We start from the raw sequence: 15486 nt of genomic DNA on the forward strand, positions 1-15486 counted from the left end.
CCCCATTTTTTTTCTTTTGATAGTTTGCATTATTGTAGCTATGTATTAGATAGTGAATGCTAAATGAATTATCTAAACACCATTGCAATAATAGATCATGTGTGTCACCATTATGAACCATTACGTTAGATAAGGCAAATTTGATACCTTCAAAATCACATTTTTTTAAGAAACTTAAAAAATCCCTTTCATCTTCTTCAGTCCACCCTCCATTTTCATTATATGTTGCCGTGCCAAGTATATAGGGAGGGTCTAAGTATAGAAATGCGTTATCTTTTGCTAAAGCCTTAATATCTAGCTGTCTAAAATCTTTGCAAATAAAATATATATTTTTAATTCTTTCTATAAATGAACGAAGTTTTTTCCTCAAACTTGAATTGAAATCTCGTTTGCCAACAGGTAAATTAAAATCTCCTTTTCTATTAAAGCGAATTTGATTATTAAATCCAAAAATAATTAACAATAAGAAAAGCACATTGTCTTTTGATTTGTTATAATCCTGCTTTAACTTATTAAATCCTTGTTTATTATACTTTCCAAGACTATTACTGCTGTTACAGCCGTAGAACTCATATCCATTTCTAAATGAATCGCTTAAATTGTAATAGTTTATCTTATCTTCAAGAATACAAATTAGCTCGTCATAAGAAGATGATTTAATATAGTTCATTAAATTGATTAATGATTCATTTTTATCAATGCAAAAAACACTTTCAGATTTGATATTAACACCTACATTGGCTCCACCTGAAAAAATATCATAAAAAACGGTCATTTTTTTAGGAAGTTTATCCTTTATCTGTGGTAGCAGTTTAGCTTTTCCTCCTGTATAGTTTAACGGTGACTTGATAATAAAATCATCTGACTTTTTATTGATGGCGATATCGTGACCTTTGACGGTTTAACCGATCACGAAGGTAATATCGTGTTCTACTCTAGCCTCGAGTATTCTGAAGCAGTGTTAGATACGGTGGAAAAAGATGGTGATATGTTCTATTACGTACCACGTGAAATCTCACCGAAATTAGTCGAATTAGGCAAAATCTGTGTTGAAGCCTTTAAAGTGCGTGAACATTTCTTCCACTTCGAGTTTTTCCGTGTGAAAAAAACCGGCGAATTATTACCGCTTGAAATTAACTGCCGTCCGCTGGGTGGTTTAACTATTGATATGTGGAACTATGCGAATGATTTCGATGTGTTCCGTGAATACGCCAGTATCGTAACGGAAAACAAATTCTATGCAGAAATTACCCATCCGTGGAATGTCGTATATATCTCACGTAAAGCGAACCAAAATTATCTGAACAGCATTGAGGACGTTTGTCATAAATTTGCCGACAATATTATCAGCGTACAAACCGTACCGGGCGTATTTGCCAAAATTATGGGCGAACATGGCATTTTAGTCCGTACCGAAACCATGGAACAGTTACGTGAAATTGTCCGTTTTGCACAACAAAAACAGTAAAGGAGCTAACCATGCCTTTTGAAAGAAGAAGTCATTGGAGTGGTGAATTAGGCCGTAAAATGCACTTTAATGTGTATGGTCATGCCGGTAAACCGGTAATCGTGTTTCCTTCCTCTGGAGGCAATCAAAACGAATACGGTAACTTCGGTATGATTGAGACTTGCCGTGAATTTATTGATCGCGGTTTAGTCAAGTTCTACACACCGGATTCTTACGATAGCGAATCGTGGTTGGCGTTACACAAATCCGGTCACGATATGGCGTTGGCACATAACGCTTACGACCGTTATATCGTCCACGAAGCAAATTGGAACGGTACGATGATCGCTACCGGCTGCAGTATGGGTGCATTCCATTCGGTCAATTTTGCACTTCGTCATCCTGATTTGTTTGATACCACTATTGCACTGAGCGGTGTTTATGACGTGCGTTTCTTTACCGGTGAATTTTATGGCGATCCGACCGTATATTTTAATTCGTCTATCGATTCGCTTTGGGGGCAAAATGACGATTGGTTCTTAAATCGTTACCGTCAAAATCATTTTATTATTGCGGTTGGACAAGGTGCTTGGGAAGAACAACACGTGGAAGATACCCGCCGTTTACAAGAAGCGTTCAATGCAAAAGCTATTCCGGCGTGGTTTGATTGGGGACACGACGTTGAACATGACTGGCCGTCATGGCGCAAAATGATGCCGTATTTCTTAGGTAAATTGGCAGAGCAAAATATTATCTAAACACTCCTCTTTCCCAAAATACAAGCGGTTAAATTCTGCAAAAAAATTGTAAAATTTAACCGCTTGTTTGCTTTCTTTGCTCGTCTATTTTCCCATTAAAGAAAAGCTTAAAAATTCCACAAAATGATTTGCCCAATGTACTTCATGGTGGGTTTCATTTGCCATAATTTTTAAGCGAATGTTATCAATTGGATGAAAAGTGCGAAGTAGCGCTTGATAGTAATAAAGCGAACTATTGATATAAGCCTGATTCATATTCGAAATATATTGCGCATCCATATCATCGCCTTCATTCGTACCTACCTGAATAAACACTTTACTTGCTTTATTCAGTGGGTGGCGATGTACAAAATCTAAAAAGGCGGATTCGCTAAACCAAGACGCAGAAGAAAATACGCCTAAATGACCGAAAGTATCCGGATAAGCCGCGCCCATATAAGCGGTAATAATGCCACCCATTGAGCTACCGGCCAATAGCGTATGCTCACGTTGTGGTTTGGTTCGGTAGTGTGAATCAATAAACGGTTTCACCGTATTCACCACCCACTGCCCGTATTCCACGCCCATACCGCCGGCGTTACGTGCTTCCGGCGTATGTCCAACATCGGTTCGCCACGGCGCATATTCATCTAAACGGTGTACTGCAGCATTATCGATCCCAACAATAATCAGATTCGGAAATTCTTGATGATTTTTAATGGTCGGAATAATTTTCCACGAATAACCCGAATAGGACTCTTTACTATAAAACACATTCTGCCCGTCGTGTATATAAAGTACGGGATAAGTTTGCCAATTCTCTTGGTGATAGTCTTTTGGCAACAACACACGAATACGGCGGTGATGATTGTAGTAAGGCACATACAGAAAATGCTCTTCCATTTTCAGATAGTATTTATCTAAACTCATTTGATATCCCAACTTTAATGATTTTTAAACAAGATCGTAACGTTTTTTGTTTCTGAAATACAAGCGGTTTTGTACAAAATTTAACATGATTCGGAAGGGCTTTTTAGAAAAGAAACAAGCGGTCATCTTTTTGCAAAATTTTGCAGAGAAATGACCGCTTGTAATTAACTTAGATTGAATAGTCGTCTTTTAGTAAATGCTTATAGGCAAACAGATAAGACACACCAACAAATACTGCACCGCCGGTTACATTACCTAAGAACACCGGAATCATATTAAAGAAGAATTACCCCCAAGTAACGTTAGCGCCTGCCCAAATACCCGCCGGAATAATAAACATATTTGCAACGAAATGTTGTAAACCAATTAATACGAAGGTCATCACCGGGAACCACATCGCTAAAATTCGCCCTGAGGTTTGTTTTGCGCCGAAGTAGAACCAAATCCCCATACACACCATCCAGTTACAAGCAATTGCCGAGATAAATGCACGGCCGAAGTCCATATTCACTTTAGCTTCCGCAATCGCAATGGTTTTCGCTGCCGAAACACCTTCCGCTAAGCCGACATAATGACCTAAGAAAAATGCCATGGTCACCGCACCAACTAAGTTACCTAAACTGACAATCACCCAGTTGCAGACTAATTTCGGTAAGCTGACTTTTTTACTGAATTTACCTAATGCCATCAGCATCATATTACCGGTTGCCAGCTCACCGCCGCCAATCAAAATACAAATTAAGCAAATCGGGAAAACCGCTGCGCCCAATAAGTTAGCAAGTCCGCCCCATTCCGGCGGAATACCGCTAACCACTTTGAGATAAGCGATATAGCCGAAACTCACATAACCGCCACCAAGAAAGCTTAAAATAGCAAGCATTTTCAAGCTACTTTGTGATTTGGCAAAACTTTTGTCGATAACATCTTATAGGATTTCGTGTGGGTAAAGGTCTCTGTTGTGCATAATGTAAATTAAATGTTAATTAAAGAATGGCAAAAATGTAACAGAGCGCTTAGCTTTAGATAAAGAATCTGAGGTTATATATCACGCATTTTAGTTATATGTTTAAAAATGTGAGCTATCTCGCAAAATAAGCGGGCGAAATCACCAAAAATTTTGTAAATTCGCTATCTAGAGTTATACTCCGAACCAATAAACAGTTTTATAAACAGGAGCATCTTATGCGTATTGATACCTCAGCACTTTGTGATATTTATTCTGATCAAGTTGATGTCGTGGAGCCTATTTTTTCCAGCTTCGGCGGTGCATCATCTTTTTACGGCAAAATCACAACTGTAAAATGCTTCGAAAACAATGGGTTAATTGCAGAAGTGCTGGAAGAAGAAGGTAACGGTCGTGTGCTGCTCGTAGATGGCGGCGGTGCGGTTCGCCGTGCGCTGATTGATGCGGAATTAGCACAATTAGCGGTCGATAACGGCTGGGAAGGCATTATTGTGTACGGTGCGGTGCGCCAACTTGATGTGCTTGAAACCCTAGACATCGGTATTCATGCGCTAGCACCAATTCCTGTTGGTGCTGATGATACGGACATTGGTGAAGTTGATACGCCGGTTAACTTTGGCGGCGTGACATTCTTCCCTGAAGATTATGTTTATGCCGATCTCACTGGTATTATCCTTTCACCAGAATTTTTAGATCTCGCCGAATTAGAAGAATAAAATAACGTAACACAGAAACCGGACGATTGGTCGGTTTTTTTGTTGATTACATATTGAGATAAAACGCCTTAGTCAGCTGTTTAAATGCTTCGGTATATTGATACTCCGAATTATAAATCACCAATTTTTGCACTTGAAGCGGGACATTTCGGAGCGAAAAGCTCACAATCATACGCTTAGGCTGCTGCCCTTGCTTAGTGATAATTTTGCAAATTTTTGTGCAAAACAGGCCGCTTGTTTGGCTCTGTACTCGCAATTTCTCTGCGGTATCAAAAGGTAAAATAAAAGTAATTTCGCCTTGCTCCGATAACCATTGCTTTGCCTGTAGCAGCCAAGCCAAATGGCTTTGCGTCGCAGCCCGTGCCAAATCTCTTGCCTGAGAGCGGGAAGCCAAACTATCGGTAAAATAAGGCGGATTAGACACAATTAAATCGAATTTCTTCTCAAAATGATGCTGCAATACATCGCCTTGGCACACGTGTAAACGGTCAGAAAATACAGAATTTTGGCAATTTTCGACCGCTTGTTGATAAGCGTTCGGCTCTAATTCAAGCGCCGTAATTTGCGTTGTTTCCGCAGTTCGTTGCGCTAGCATCACCGCCACTAAACCGGTACCAGTACCGAGATCTAAGATCTGCTCAACCCCGGTCACATCTGCGCTTGCACCTAATAAGATCCCGTCTGTATTCACTTTCATGGCACACTTATCATGTGCGATAAAAAACTGCTTAAATTGAAAGCCTTGCGATTTGCTCATCTTGTGCTGTCTTCATCCAAAAATAAAATATCCACTATAATCGCATTGTTTGTTTGCTTCTACAACTGATCAGAACTAGAATAAGTATTGAATTTTTATTCATTATCAATGCCAAATATTTGGTTTCTTTAGCATAGCATCATAAAAATATAAATTGGCATTTACCGGTTCAACCGAAGTGGGTCGTCATATTGCCGTTTCCGCCGCGGAATTACTCATTCCGGCAACTTTAGAATTAGGCGGTAAATCGGCTAATATTTTCTTTGACGATATGCCGTTCGACAAAGCATTAGAGGGCGCACAAAAAGGTATTTTATTCAATCAAGGACAAGTCTGTTGTGCCGGTTCACGCATCTTTGTACAAGAAGGAATTTATGACAAATTTGTGGCGGCATTAGCCGAAGAATTTAAGAAAGTCAAAGTCGGTTTACCGTGGGAAGATGACACTCAAATGGGTGCACAGGTCAATGCGGGGCAGCTCAACACTATCTTAAAATATGTCAAAATCGGTGAAGAAGAAGGGGGTCGCATTATTACCGGCGGTAAAAAAGTCTTAGCTGATAACCTTGCCAATGGCGAATTTGTCGAACCGACTTTAATTGAATCGAAAGATAATAACAGCCGAATTGCTCAAGAAGAAATCCTCGGACCGGTGGCAACCGTGATTAAATTTAAAACCGAAGAAGATGTTATTCGCATGGCGAACGATTCGGAATACGGCTTAGGCGGCGGTGTTTGGACTAAAGACATTAATCGTGCATTACGTGTTGCACAAGCGATCGAAACCGGTCGTGTTTGGGTCAATTGCTATAATATTCTGCCGGCGGGCGCACCGTTCGGCGGTTATAAATCTTCTGGTATCGGGCGTGAAACCCACCAAATGATGTTAGATGCTTATACCCAAGTGAAAAATATCTACATCAGTACCCGTGAAGAACGTGAAGGCATGTACTAATGGTCGGAATTGAATCTCCGTGAACAAGCGGTCTGATTTCTCACTTTTTTTGCAAAATCTTGGGCAAATCAGACCGCTTTTTATACCTTTTTGTTATAACGAAATGCCTTTTGTTCTTTACTCCATTGCTCAGACAGGGTAACCTCTCGCAACTTTTTATTTTGCGATTTATCTAAAATCCTACTTGGAGAAGCACTTATGAAATTAGCGACTTTAACTAAAGTAAGTGCAGGTGTATTAGTAGCACTTGCCTTAACCGCTTGTGACGATAAAAACACTGATGCTAAAACCACAGCGAAACCGGTTGCCGAAAAACTTTTGTGAACTGCGTTAGCCGTTCACCGCAATATTTCAGCCCGGCACTGGCAATGGACGGTATTTCGTACAATGCAAGCTCACAACAAGTTTATAACCGTTTAGTTGAGTTTAAACGTGGTTCAACTGAGATTGAGCCGGCGTTAGCCGAATCTTGGGATATTTCCGAAGACGGCTTAACTTACACTTTCCACTTACGCAAAGGTGTAAAATTCCACTCAAACAAAGAATTTACCCCAAACCGTGATTTTAATGCCGATGACGTAGTATTTTCATTTAACCGCCAATTAGATCCGAATCATCCTTATCATACGGTATCAAAAGCAACTTATCCGTACTTTAAAGCGATGAAATTCCCAACCTTATTAAAATCGGTTGAGAAAGTGGACGATCATACGGTGAAATTTACTTTAACCAAACGTGATGCGACCTTCGTTTCAAGTTTAGGTATGGACTTCACTTCGATCTATTCTGCGGAATATGCGGATGCGATGTTAAAAGCCGGTAAACCGGAAACCATCGACACCACTCCGATTGGTACCGGTCCATTTGCTTTTACCGGTTACGTGTTAGATCAGGCAAGCCGCTATGTCGCACATAAAGATTATTGGAATGGCAAAGCAGATTTTGACCGCTTAATTTTTGAAATTGTGCCGGATGCAACCGCTCGTTATGCAAAATTACAAGCAGGTCAGTGCGATTTAATCGACTTCCCGAATGCGACCGATATTGAAAAAATGAAAACCGATCCGAAAGTACAATTACTTTCTCAACCGGGCTTAAATATCGCTTATGTGGCATTTAACACCGAAAAAGCACCGCTTAATAACGTAAAAGTACGCCAAGCGTTAAATCTCGCGGTCGATAAAAAAGCAATTATTGATGTGGTTTATCAAGGTGCCGGTATTGCAGCGAAAAATCCGTTACCACCAACCATTTGGGGCTACAACGACAGTTTAGCGGAATCGGAATTTAATGTTGAGAAAGCGAAACAACTTTTAGCGGAAGCAGGCTATCCGAACGGTTTTGAAACCGAACTTTGGGTACAACCGGTCGTGCGTGCTTCAAATCCGAATCCGCGCCGTATGTCTGAAATTATTCAGGCGGACTGGGCGAAAATCGGTGTAAAAGCGAAATTGGTGACCTATGAATGGGGCGATTATATTAAACGCTCAAAAGCAGGCGAATTCACTGCCGGCACTTACGGTTGGTCGGGTGATAACGGTGATCCGGATAACTTCTTATCGCCATTATTCGGTTCAGCAAACGTTGGCAACAGTAACTATGCTCGCTTTAACAGCCCTGAGTTAGATGCGTTATTAGATAAAGCGCTCGGTTTATCGGATAAGGCGGAACGTACTAAACTCTATGAACAGGCACAAGTATTGTTAAGAGAACAAGCACCGTGGATTAACGTTGCACACTCTATTAACTTTGCACCAACCAGCAAACGTGTACAAGACTACAAACAAAACCCGTTCGGTTATACTTATTTGTACGGTACAAAATTAGCTGACTAAAAGTCTTTAGGCTAATTTAGTCAAATCAACCAAAAATAGTGGGAAATCCCACCATTTTTTATTTGCCCTACCTTATGGCGATAACCTTTCTTTATGCCACTTTCCTTCAACAAGGCAATAACAAATCCTGTCATGCAAACGACTTGGTCTGCCCTGCCAAAATTCAATGCGTTCCGGTAATACGATATAACCGCCCCAATGCGGTGGACGAGGTACGTGTAACGGATGTTTCGCCGCAATCAATGCCGCCTTTGCCACTAACTCGCTTTTACTGGCTAACACTTGACTCTGATTACTCGCCCAAGCACCGACTCGGCTGGTATAAGGACGGCTGGCAAAATAGCGATCCGATTCCTCAGCGGAAATTTTTTCAATACGTCCTTCAATCCGTACCGAACGCTCTAACTCCGCCCAGAAAAAGGTTAATGCGGCATAAGGATTTTGTTCAATCGATTGCCCTTTACGACTTTGATAGTTGGTAAAAAATACAAAGCCGTTTGGATTCACTTCTTTTAATAACACAATACGGCTGGTCGGTTTGCTATCAAGAACTGTAGCAACGTTCATCGCTGTCGGCTCATTCACTTTGGCGCTAATCGCTTCTTGTAGCCATTGTTCGAATTGTTGAATCGGATCCGCATGGCAATGAGCTTGAGACAATTCTTGTTTACTATAATCTTCTCGGATGTTGTGTAGATCCATGTTTTTCCTCTACAAACTAGAAAACAAAAGCGGTCAAATTTCCGCAAAATTTTGCAAAAATTCAACCGCTTGTATTACGCAAATTTTGCCGCTTCTGAAGCCGGTTTACGACGTTTACCAATATTTTTGGTGTCTTTATGACGCACTTTTACTTTGGCTTTTGCCGCTTCTTTTTTCGCTTCTTTGCGTTTTTTAATACGTGCTTTTTCTTTTTTGGTCGTAGTGTTCAACTCGCCGTCTTTCGGCGCTTTAGTACGAGGCTCCAAACCTTCAATCACCCTCGCTTTTAACAACTCTTCGGTATAGCGTTTGATTTTGCCTAACAGTTTGTAATCGTGTGCTTCCACTAATGAGATTGCCGAACCTTTTTTACCGGCACGAGCAGTACGACCGACACGATGCAAATAAGTATCTGCACTGTACGGTAAGTCGAAGTTAATCACATAATCGACATCATCAATATCAATACCACGAGCAGCAACATCCGTTGCGACCAACACGTTCACTACACCGTCTTTTAAACGAGCGATCGCTTGATTGCGCTGAGTTTGCGCCATATCGCCTTCCAAATAAGTCGAACGTAAGCCACGTTTACGTAATGTATCACTTAACTCACGCACATCTTCACGACGGCGAACAAAGACGATTGCTTTTTCCATTTTCATCGTAGAAATTAAACGGGCAAGTAATTTAGTTTTGTGTTCTAAGTTATCCGCATGGTAATACCATTGTTGGATTTTTTTACGCTCACGGCGGCTTGGTTCCGCATCAATTTTTAACGGGTTATCCAAAATACGGTCGGTAAAATCAACTAACAACTCGCCTTCCAGCGTTGCTGAGAATAACCACGTATGTTTACGCCAACGGGTTTCCGCCGCAATTTTTTCCGCATCTTGACCAAAACCCATTTGTAACATACGGTCTGCTTCATCAAAGATCAAAATCTCCACCGCACGACAGTCAAAATTTTCTTCTTTGATATATTGCATTAAACGTCCCGGTGTCGCGACCACAATATCTTGGTTGCTGTTAAACACTTCGCCGTGGTTTTGATACGCCACACCGCCGGTAATCGTTGCAATACTAAGTTTAGTAAATTCAGCAAAAGCCTGAGCTTCTTCCGCCACTTGCATCGCAAGTTCACGGGTTGGGGTTAAAATTAAAATGCGTGGTGCGCCCAGTTTACGGCGTGGGTAATCCAATAAATTTTGAATTGCCGGCAATAAAAATGCGGCAGTTTTGCCGGTACCGGTTGGTGCCGAACCAAGTAAGTCACGTCCGTCAAGTGCGTGCGGAATGGTTTCTGCTTGTACGGCGGTCGGGCGTTTGTAGCCTTTTTTATTTAGTGCTTTTAACAGTTGAGGGGCTAAATCTAATTCCTCAAAGGTTATTAATGGGGTTTCTGTGGTCATTATGTTTAATGTTCCTAATTATTTATAAATACAATGCCATCACAACGGCATTTTCTCTTGCGCCACTCGGTGTCGGATAATAATTTTTACGAATAGTGACTTCATTAAAACCGAGTGCGTCATATAATTTTTGTGCGGCGAGATTGGATTCTCGTACTTCCAACCAAAGCGTTAAGATACCTTGTTCACGCAGTCTTTCAATTAAGGCGGATAATAAACGTTTGCCGTAACCTTTTGCTTGGAAACGAGGATCAACCGCAATATTAAATAAGGTTGCTTCATCCAATACGGTTTGGCAAATAGCAAAAGCCACGATTTGATTTTGTTCGGTCAGCTTGAGATTTAAATATTTATCGCCTTGATTATTGAGTAACGTGCCTTTACTCCAAGGTACGAGGTGTGCGGCTTGTTCAATTTCAAACAAGCGGTCAAAATCCGATTCATTCACTACTTCAATCATGATTATCCCCAAAATGCTGACAAAATGCCGCCATTTGTCGCCAAAGTTGGCATTTAGTTGTGACATTAGTTAAATCTTGCCACGAGCTATGTTGCCAAGCGGTCTGATTTGCAAATTTTTTTGCAATTTCAACCGCTTGTGATTCTGCTTGGATTAACCAAAAAATAGGCTGATGTTCAAAAGCTAAACGCTGGGCTTGTTCCGCATCCAACCATTGATATTGGTTTGGCTGCAACTGCAAGGTGCGTAAAATATCCGAAAACAGACCGCTAGTTTGATGATTCTCTTCACATACCACAACCAGTTTCACCGCTTTATCCAAGCGAATTTGCGCATCGCCCTTTAATACTTGCGGTTTTGTTAGCACCCATTGAGGAATATTCATCTCATTTAATAGCAAATCTCGCCGATTCATCTCATACCTCGCAAAAACAAGTAGGGAATAGTACCAAAAGTCGGTAAAATGCGGAAATGTTTTTATGATTACGCTCTGTAATATTCAGAAATAAAAGGATATTTATGCTCTCTCTTGAAAGTGAAGTATTAACTCGTCATTTACCGTTATTTGCCAATAAATCCATTTTACTTTTTGGTGATGTTCGAGATCGCTTTGCCGATCAAATAAAAGCGAATGCAAAAAGCGTTGCCGTTTTTAGCAGTTATTTCGATTATGCACGCCAATATGCCGATGTGAGCTTCGGTTTAGATTGCGAAATTAACGCTGAATTAGCCGTCTTTTACTGGACTAAAAATAAGCAAGAATGTCAATATCAATTACTACAATGGCTTTCGCAAGCCGATGTAGGACAAGAAATGTTGATTATCGGTGAAAACCGTGCCGGTGTGCGTTCAGTAGAAAAATTACTTGAGCCTTACGGCAATATCGCCAAAATTGATTCCGCTCGTCGCTGCGGTTTATATCATTTTGAGTTGCAAAGTATTCCTGAATTTAACAGTAAAAAATTCTGGAAATCTTACCAGCTACCAGATCTGACCATTTTTGCTTTACCGGCTGTATTTAGTTCGGCAGAATTAGACGGTGGCACGCAATTATTACTTTCGAGTTTTAATAAAGCAGACCGCTTAAAAGGAAAAATACTGGATCTTGGCTGCGGAGCCGGTGTGATTGGGGCAAGCCTAAAACAGCAATTTGAAAAGATTAAATTAACTATGTCCGATATTCATGCGATGGCACTTGAATCATCTCGTCGTACATTGGCAGAAAATGCTTTGGAAGGAACTGTAGTGGCAAGCGATGTGTTTTCGCATATTGAGGAACGTTTTGATTTGATCGTATCAAACCCGCCATTTCACGATGGCATTGATACCGCCTATCGAGCAGTAGAAGATTTAATTGCACAAGCGAAAAATCGTTTAAATCGTGGTGGAGAACTGCGTATTGTCGCGAATGCTTTCTTACCTTATCCGGATTTATTGGATAAAGCTTTCGGTTCACATACCGTTATTGCCAAATCCAATAAATTTAAAGTGTATTCCGCTAAAGCTTAAAGCGAAAAAAGACGGCCAGAAAATCCTTTTCAGCCGTCTTTGAAAAAAAAACAGTCACAAAATACTTCTAATAATAATTCGTAAATCACTATCAAAATTGTTTAGTGCGGTTGATAACTATACTTATTACTCCAATGTATTATTCATTTATTACAAATAATACTCATTCATAATGGAGATAACAGAAATTTTCCCTATTTCATTAATTCAACAAACGCTTTACATTTGAAATAGAAAATTTTCTATTTTTATACAAAAGTTCGCTAAGCAAAGACACTAAAAAGCCGTAGAATCTCATCATAACTCTAAGGCATCACTAGTTCATATATGTCATTGCTAAAAATAATGAAATAGTAAAAATTTCAAATTAATTGTAATGATTTAAAATGCCTTAACAACCCCATTTTACTTAATACACTATTAAGCACAACTTAATAAAAGGATTTTGTATGTATGATTACAAGGCAATTCTGGTCTTTGTAACCGTCGTTGAGCAAGGTGCGATGCAAGCGGCCGCTGAGAAGTTGTCCATGACACCCTCCGCGGTAACGCAAACGATTAAAAAGTTAGAAAATCATTTAAAAATCAAACTGTTAAATAGAACAACACGAAAGCTATCCTTAACTGATGCGGGGAACATTTTTTATCAGCATATTGCACATATTCAACACAGCGCAGAAAATGCGGTTCGCAGCATTGAAGCGCTTCGCTCAGAACCTGTCGGCGAATTAAAAATCGCTTCTGTAAGTGGTCTAATTGATAGTTTTTTAATCAGAACGTTTAAGAATATTCTCGATAATCATCCGGAAATTCGTTTGAATATTACCTTTGAAGATACTCCTGTTGATATTTCGGAGCAGAAATTTAATATTTTGCTACGTTCGGGCAATATCACAGATGACCGCACTGTCGCTCGTCATCTACATAATTTTGAATGGGCAATTGTGGCGCATCACGACTATATTAAGCACCATGGATTGCCCAAAAATTTATCCGAACTAGAGAAGCTGGACTGGATTAGTTATCCGGATAAAGAAAAGAAAAAATCTCCAATACTGCTAAGCCGAGGACGAGATACCGCAACATTTATGCCCTATTATCGTATTACTTGCAATTCACTCAATGCGGCAAAAGGTTTACTGCTAAATGGATTAGGTATTACTAAACTCCCGATTAAATATATTCGAGATCAGCTTGAATCCGGCAAATTAATCTCACTTTGTTCAGATTGGAAATTACCAAAAACACCACTATATTTAGTTACGCCGCAGCGTATTCAGTCTGAAAAAGTACGAGTGGCAAGCCAATTAATCATCGATTATTTTAGAAATTTAACCTAATTCCTTCATATACAAATCCATACAAGCGGTTATTTTTGCAAAAAATCTGTGAAAATGACCGCTTGTTAAAGCTAAATTAAGCTCGAGCTAATGTCCAAACTTGAATGTGCTGTACACCCTGCTTAAGTAACTCGGCACAAATTGCATTTAACGTTGAGCCGGTTGTCACCACATCATCAATAATCGCAACACGGTGATATGCTCGATTTGGCGTATAACGAAATGCGCCTTTTAAATTGCGCTTCCGCTCATAGGCTGTAAGTTGTCGTTGAGAATATGTCGCTCGCACTCGCTTTAAACTAACATTATCTAAAGGAATATTTAGCCAATTTGATAAATGTTCCGCCAGCAGCTGCGCTTGATTAAAACCCCTCTGCCATTCTCTGTGCCAAAAAAGCGGTACTGGGAAAATTACCTCCGGCAATTCTAATTGATGTGTTCTTTGCGCTTGCTTTATCGCTAATAGCAACAATCTAGCAAGACCTTGATCCAACCAAAATTGATCCTGAAACTTAAACCGATGAATCCAATCGGAAAGCGGTGGCTTATAATATGCAATCTGTACGATACGATGCCATTTTGGCTCATTACGTAAACAATTACCGCAATATAACTGATTTTCTGGCAATAATGCACCACAGCATCCACAATAGCAGCTTTTTTCTATTTTTCGATAACAGCTACTACAAATAGTATGCTGCGCTATTGCTAATGGTTTACGGCAATGAATACATCTAAATCCCCAATAATTCATACTTACTCCTTTTTAGTTTGGTTGTATCAAACTTTCATCAGAAAAATCGGAGATTTTTTGCGATATAGATCGAAAAAAGAGTAAAATCTTTACTTAATAACTCGCTTTTTATTAAGGACTAACGAATGACCAAACCAAGTCAGCCAATTAAAGTCATCTTTTTTGATATTGATGAAACACTCTATGTAAAATCAAAAGCTTATATTCCAGATTCAATCACTCAACAAGTCCTACCTAAACTAAAAGAAAAAGGTATTATCCCAGCTATTGCGACTGGACGTAATTTTGGTGGTTTTCCTCAAGCCTTAAAACCATTAATGGGCAAACATGGCTTTGAGCTATTTGTTACGATTAACGGTCAGTATAATTTCTATAAAGATCAAATGATTAGTCAATATGGTTTAACTATTGAGCAAATTGAGCGTTGTATTGAAAAACTTAATGCATTAGGTATTGCTTATGCATTTGTCACACCGGAAGAAATTGCGGTGTCGGAAGAAAATCCTATCGTGCGAGCGGCGACCGCACCAATCAAAGCAGATTATGTGGTTGACCCGAAATTCTATTTAAAAAGCACTGCGGTACAGATGCTTGCGTTTTATCCGGAAAGTCGTGATGAAGAAATTCGTGCGTCAGGCCTGCTGCTAGATGAACTTAAAGCCGTACGCTGGAATTCAAATGCGGTTGATATTCTACGTATCAAAAATTCTAAAGCCCGTGGTATCGAAGATGTTATCCGCTATTTTGGTTTAAATATCGAAAATACGATGGCATTTGGAGATGGATTTAATGATATTGAAATGTTTGATACTGTCGGTTTTAGCGTAGCAATGGGAAATGCAGAACAAGAATTAAAACAGCATGCTGACTATATCACGAAACATATCGAGGAAGATGGCATACTCCATGCATTAAAAGAATTTAAGATCCTTTAATTAAAAAAGCTATCCGATAGTGATCTGCACCCC

Annotated in this window: 13 protein-coding genes and 4 pseudogenes; 8 read left to right on the forward strand and 9 right to left on the reverse strand. The window is 39.8% G+C overall.

What is annotated here, in order from left to right:
- A partial coding sequence (locus HMPREF0027_RS09465; protein WP_155812126.1) for a Dam family site-specific DNA-(adenine-N6)-methyltransferase occupies nt 1–883 on the reverse strand: 883 nt, incomplete at its 3' end.
- On the opposite strand from HMPREF0027_RS09465, the pseudogene HMPREF0027_RS09470 reads away from it, so the two are divergent.
- Nucleotides 869–1468: pseudogene (locus HMPREF0027_RS09470) on the forward strand (ATP-grasp domain-containing protein); the annotation flags it as partial. The gene HMPREF0027_RS09465 and the pseudogene HMPREF0027_RS09470 overlap by 15 nt on opposite strands.
- A gap of 11 nt (nt 1469–1479) precedes the next feature.
- Entirely contained in the window at nt 1480–2205 is a 726-nt protein-coding gene (locus HMPREF0027_RS09475; RefSeq protein ID WP_005624638.1) for an esterase family protein, read from the forward strand.
- A gap of 84 nt (nt 2206–2289) precedes the next feature.
- On the opposite strand, the gene HMPREF0027_RS09480 is transcribed toward HMPREF0027_RS09475, so the two are convergent.
- Both HMPREF0027_RS09480 and HMPREF0027_RS09485 read right to left on the reverse strand, forming a co-directional pair.
- A complete protein-coding gene (locus HMPREF0027_RS09480; RefSeq protein ID WP_005624640.1) occupies nt 2290–3114 on the reverse strand; it encodes an alpha/beta hydrolase in 825 nt (274 codons plus the stop codon).
- 169 nt (nt 3115–3283) lie between these two features.
- Nucleotides 3284–4033: pseudogene (locus HMPREF0027_RS09485) on the reverse strand (formate/nitrite transporter family protein).
- A 263-nt stretch (nt 4034–4296) separates the two neighbouring features.
- Between HMPREF0027_RS09485 and rraA the strand changes: the two are divergent.
- The gene (gene rraA, locus HMPREF0027_RS09490) at nt 4297–4794 is read left to right on the forward strand and encodes a ribonuclease E activity regulator RraA (RefSeq protein WP_005624644.1); all 498 of its coding nucleotides are present in this window, start codon (nt 4297–4299) and stop codon (nt 4792–4794) included.
- 46 nt (nt 4795–4840) lie between these two features.
- On the opposite strand, the gene HMPREF0027_RS09495 is transcribed toward rraA, so the two are convergent.
- Nucleotides 4841–5551 (reverse strand): tRNA1(Val) (adenine(37)-N6)-methyltransferase, encoded by a 711-nt coding sequence (locus tag HMPREF0027_RS09495; RefSeq protein ID WP_005624646.1) that lies wholly within the window; start codon nt 5549–5551, stop codon nt 4841–4843.
- A 151-nt stretch (nt 5552–5702) separates the two neighbouring features.
- On the opposite strand from HMPREF0027_RS09495, the pseudogene HMPREF0027_RS09500 reads away from it, so the two are divergent.
- Nucleotides 5703–6506, forward strand: a pseudogene (locus HMPREF0027_RS09500) (aldehyde dehydrogenase family protein); the annotation flags it as partial.
- A gap of 198 nt (nt 6507–6704) precedes the next feature.
- Nucleotides 6705–8341 (forward strand): annotated as a pseudogene (locus HMPREF0027_RS09505) (ABC transporter substrate-binding protein).
- A gap of 72 nt (nt 8342–8413) precedes the next feature.
- Here the strand turns inward: HMPREF0027_RS09505 and pdxH are convergent.
- From pdxH to HMPREF0027_RS09525, 4 genes are all read right to left on the reverse strand, one after another.
- Nucleotides 8414–9043 (reverse strand): pyridoxamine 5'-phosphate oxidase, encoded by a 630-nt coding sequence (gene pdxH / locus HMPREF0027_RS09510; RefSeq protein WP_005624656.1) that lies wholly within the window; start codon nt 9041–9043, stop codon nt 8414–8416.
- A gap of 74 nt (nt 9044–9117) precedes the next feature.
- Entirely contained in the window at nt 9118–10455 is a 1338-nt protein-coding gene (srmB, locus tag HMPREF0027_RS09515; RefSeq protein WP_005624658.1) for an ATP-dependent RNA helicase SrmB, read from the reverse strand.
- Between the two features lie 22 nt (nt 10456–10477).
- Complete coding sequence (rimI, locus tag HMPREF0027_RS09520) at nt 10478–10915, reverse strand: ribosomal protein S18-alanine N-acetyltransferase (RefSeq protein ID WP_005624660.1); 438 nt, start codon at nt 10913–10915, stop codon at nt 10478–10480.
- Nucleotides 10908–11330, reverse strand: a complete 423-nt coding sequence (locus tag HMPREF0027_RS09525; RefSeq protein WP_005624662.1) for a DNA polymerase III subunit psi — start codon at nt 11328–11330, stop codon at nt 10908–10910. Before HMPREF0027_RS09525 ends, rimI begins: the two co-directional genes overlap by 8 nt.
- Nucleotides 11331–11434: 104 nt before the next feature.
- Between HMPREF0027_RS09525 and rsmC the strand changes: the two genes are divergently transcribed.
- Together rsmC and HMPREF0027_RS09535 are read left to right on the forward strand one after the other, a co-directional pair.
- Entirely contained in the window at nt 11435–12424 is a 990-nt protein-coding gene (rsmC, locus tag HMPREF0027_RS09530) for a 16S rRNA (guanine(1207)-N(2))-methyltransferase RsmC (RefSeq protein WP_005624664.1), read from the forward strand.
- Nucleotides 12425–12873: 449 nt separating this feature from the next.
- Complete coding sequence (locus HMPREF0027_RS09535) at nt 12874–13764, forward strand: LysR family transcriptional regulator (protein WP_005624666.1); 891 nt, start codon at nt 12874–12876, stop codon at nt 13762–13764.
- A 76-nt stretch (nt 13765–13840) separates the two neighbouring features.
- Here HMPREF0027_RS09535 and HMPREF0027_RS09540 read toward each other — a convergent pair whose 3' ends face one another.
- Nucleotides 13841–14518, reverse strand: a complete 678-nt coding sequence (locus tag HMPREF0027_RS09540; RefSeq protein WP_005624668.1) for an amidophosphoribosyltransferase — start codon at nt 14516–14518, stop codon at nt 13841–13843.
- Between the two features lie 125 nt (nt 14519–14643).
- Between HMPREF0027_RS09540 and HMPREF0027_RS09545 the strand changes: the two genes are divergently transcribed.
- A complete protein-coding gene (locus HMPREF0027_RS09545) occupies nt 14644–15453 on the forward strand; it encodes a Cof-type HAD-IIB family hydrolase (RefSeq protein ID WP_005624670.1) in 810 nt (269 codons plus the stop codon).
- The last annotated feature ends 33 nt before the right edge of the window (nt 15454–15486 follow it).

This window comes from Actinobacillus ureae ATCC 25976 (assembly GCF_000188255.1).
Classification (GTDB): domain Bacteria; phylum Pseudomonadota; class Gammaproteobacteria; order Enterobacterales; family Pasteurellaceae; genus Actinobacillus; species Actinobacillus ureae.

What these genes read in the sequence shown, in the direction of transcription:
- HMPREF0027_RS09475 (WP_005624638.1), top strand. Translation starts at nt 1,480, where the DNA reads ATGCCTTTTGAAAGAAGAAGTCATTGGAGTGGTGAATTAGGCCGTAAA.
- HMPREF0027_RS09480 (WP_005624640.1), bottom strand. Translation starts at nt 3,114, where the DNA reads ATGAGTTTAGATAAATACTATCTGAAAATGGAAGAGCATTTTCTGTAT.
- rraA (WP_005624644.1), top strand. Translation starts at nt 4,297, where the DNA reads ATGCGTATTGATACCTCAGCACTTTGTGATATTTATTCTGATCAAGTT.
- HMPREF0027_RS09495 (WP_005624646.1), bottom strand. Translation starts at nt 5,551, where the DNA reads ATGAGCAAATCGCAAGGCTTTCAATTTAAGCAGTTTTTTATCGCACAT.
- pdxH (WP_005624656.1), bottom strand. Translation starts at nt 9,043, where the DNA reads ATGGATCTACACAACATCCGAGAAGATTATAGTAAACAAGAATTGTCT.
- srmB (WP_005624658.1), bottom strand. Translation starts at nt 10,455, where the DNA reads ATGACCACAGAAACCCCATTAATAACCTTTGAGGAATTAGATTTAGCC.
- rimI (WP_005624660.1), bottom strand. Translation starts at nt 10,915, where the DNA reads ATGATTGAAGTAGTGAATGAATCGGATTTTGACCGCTTGTTTGAAATT.
- HMPREF0027_RS09525 (WP_005624662.1), bottom strand. Translation starts at nt 11,330, where the DNA reads ATGAATCGGCGAGATTTGCTATTAAATGAGATGAATATTCCTCAATGG.
- rsmC (WP_005624664.1), top strand. Translation starts at nt 11,435, where the DNA reads ATGCTCTCTCTTGAAAGTGAAGTATTAACTCGTCATTTACCGTTATTT.
- HMPREF0027_RS09535 (WP_005624666.1), top strand. Translation starts at nt 12,874, where the DNA reads ATGTATGATTACAAGGCAATTCTGGTCTTTGTAACCGTCGTTGAGCAA.
- HMPREF0027_RS09540 (WP_005624668.1), bottom strand. Translation starts at nt 14,518, where the DNA reads ATGAATTATTGGGGATTTAGATGTATTCATTGCCGTAAACCATTAGCA.
- HMPREF0027_RS09545 (WP_005624670.1), top strand. Translation starts at nt 14,644, where the DNA reads ATGACCAAACCAAGTCAGCCAATTAAAGTCATCTTTTTTGATATTGAT.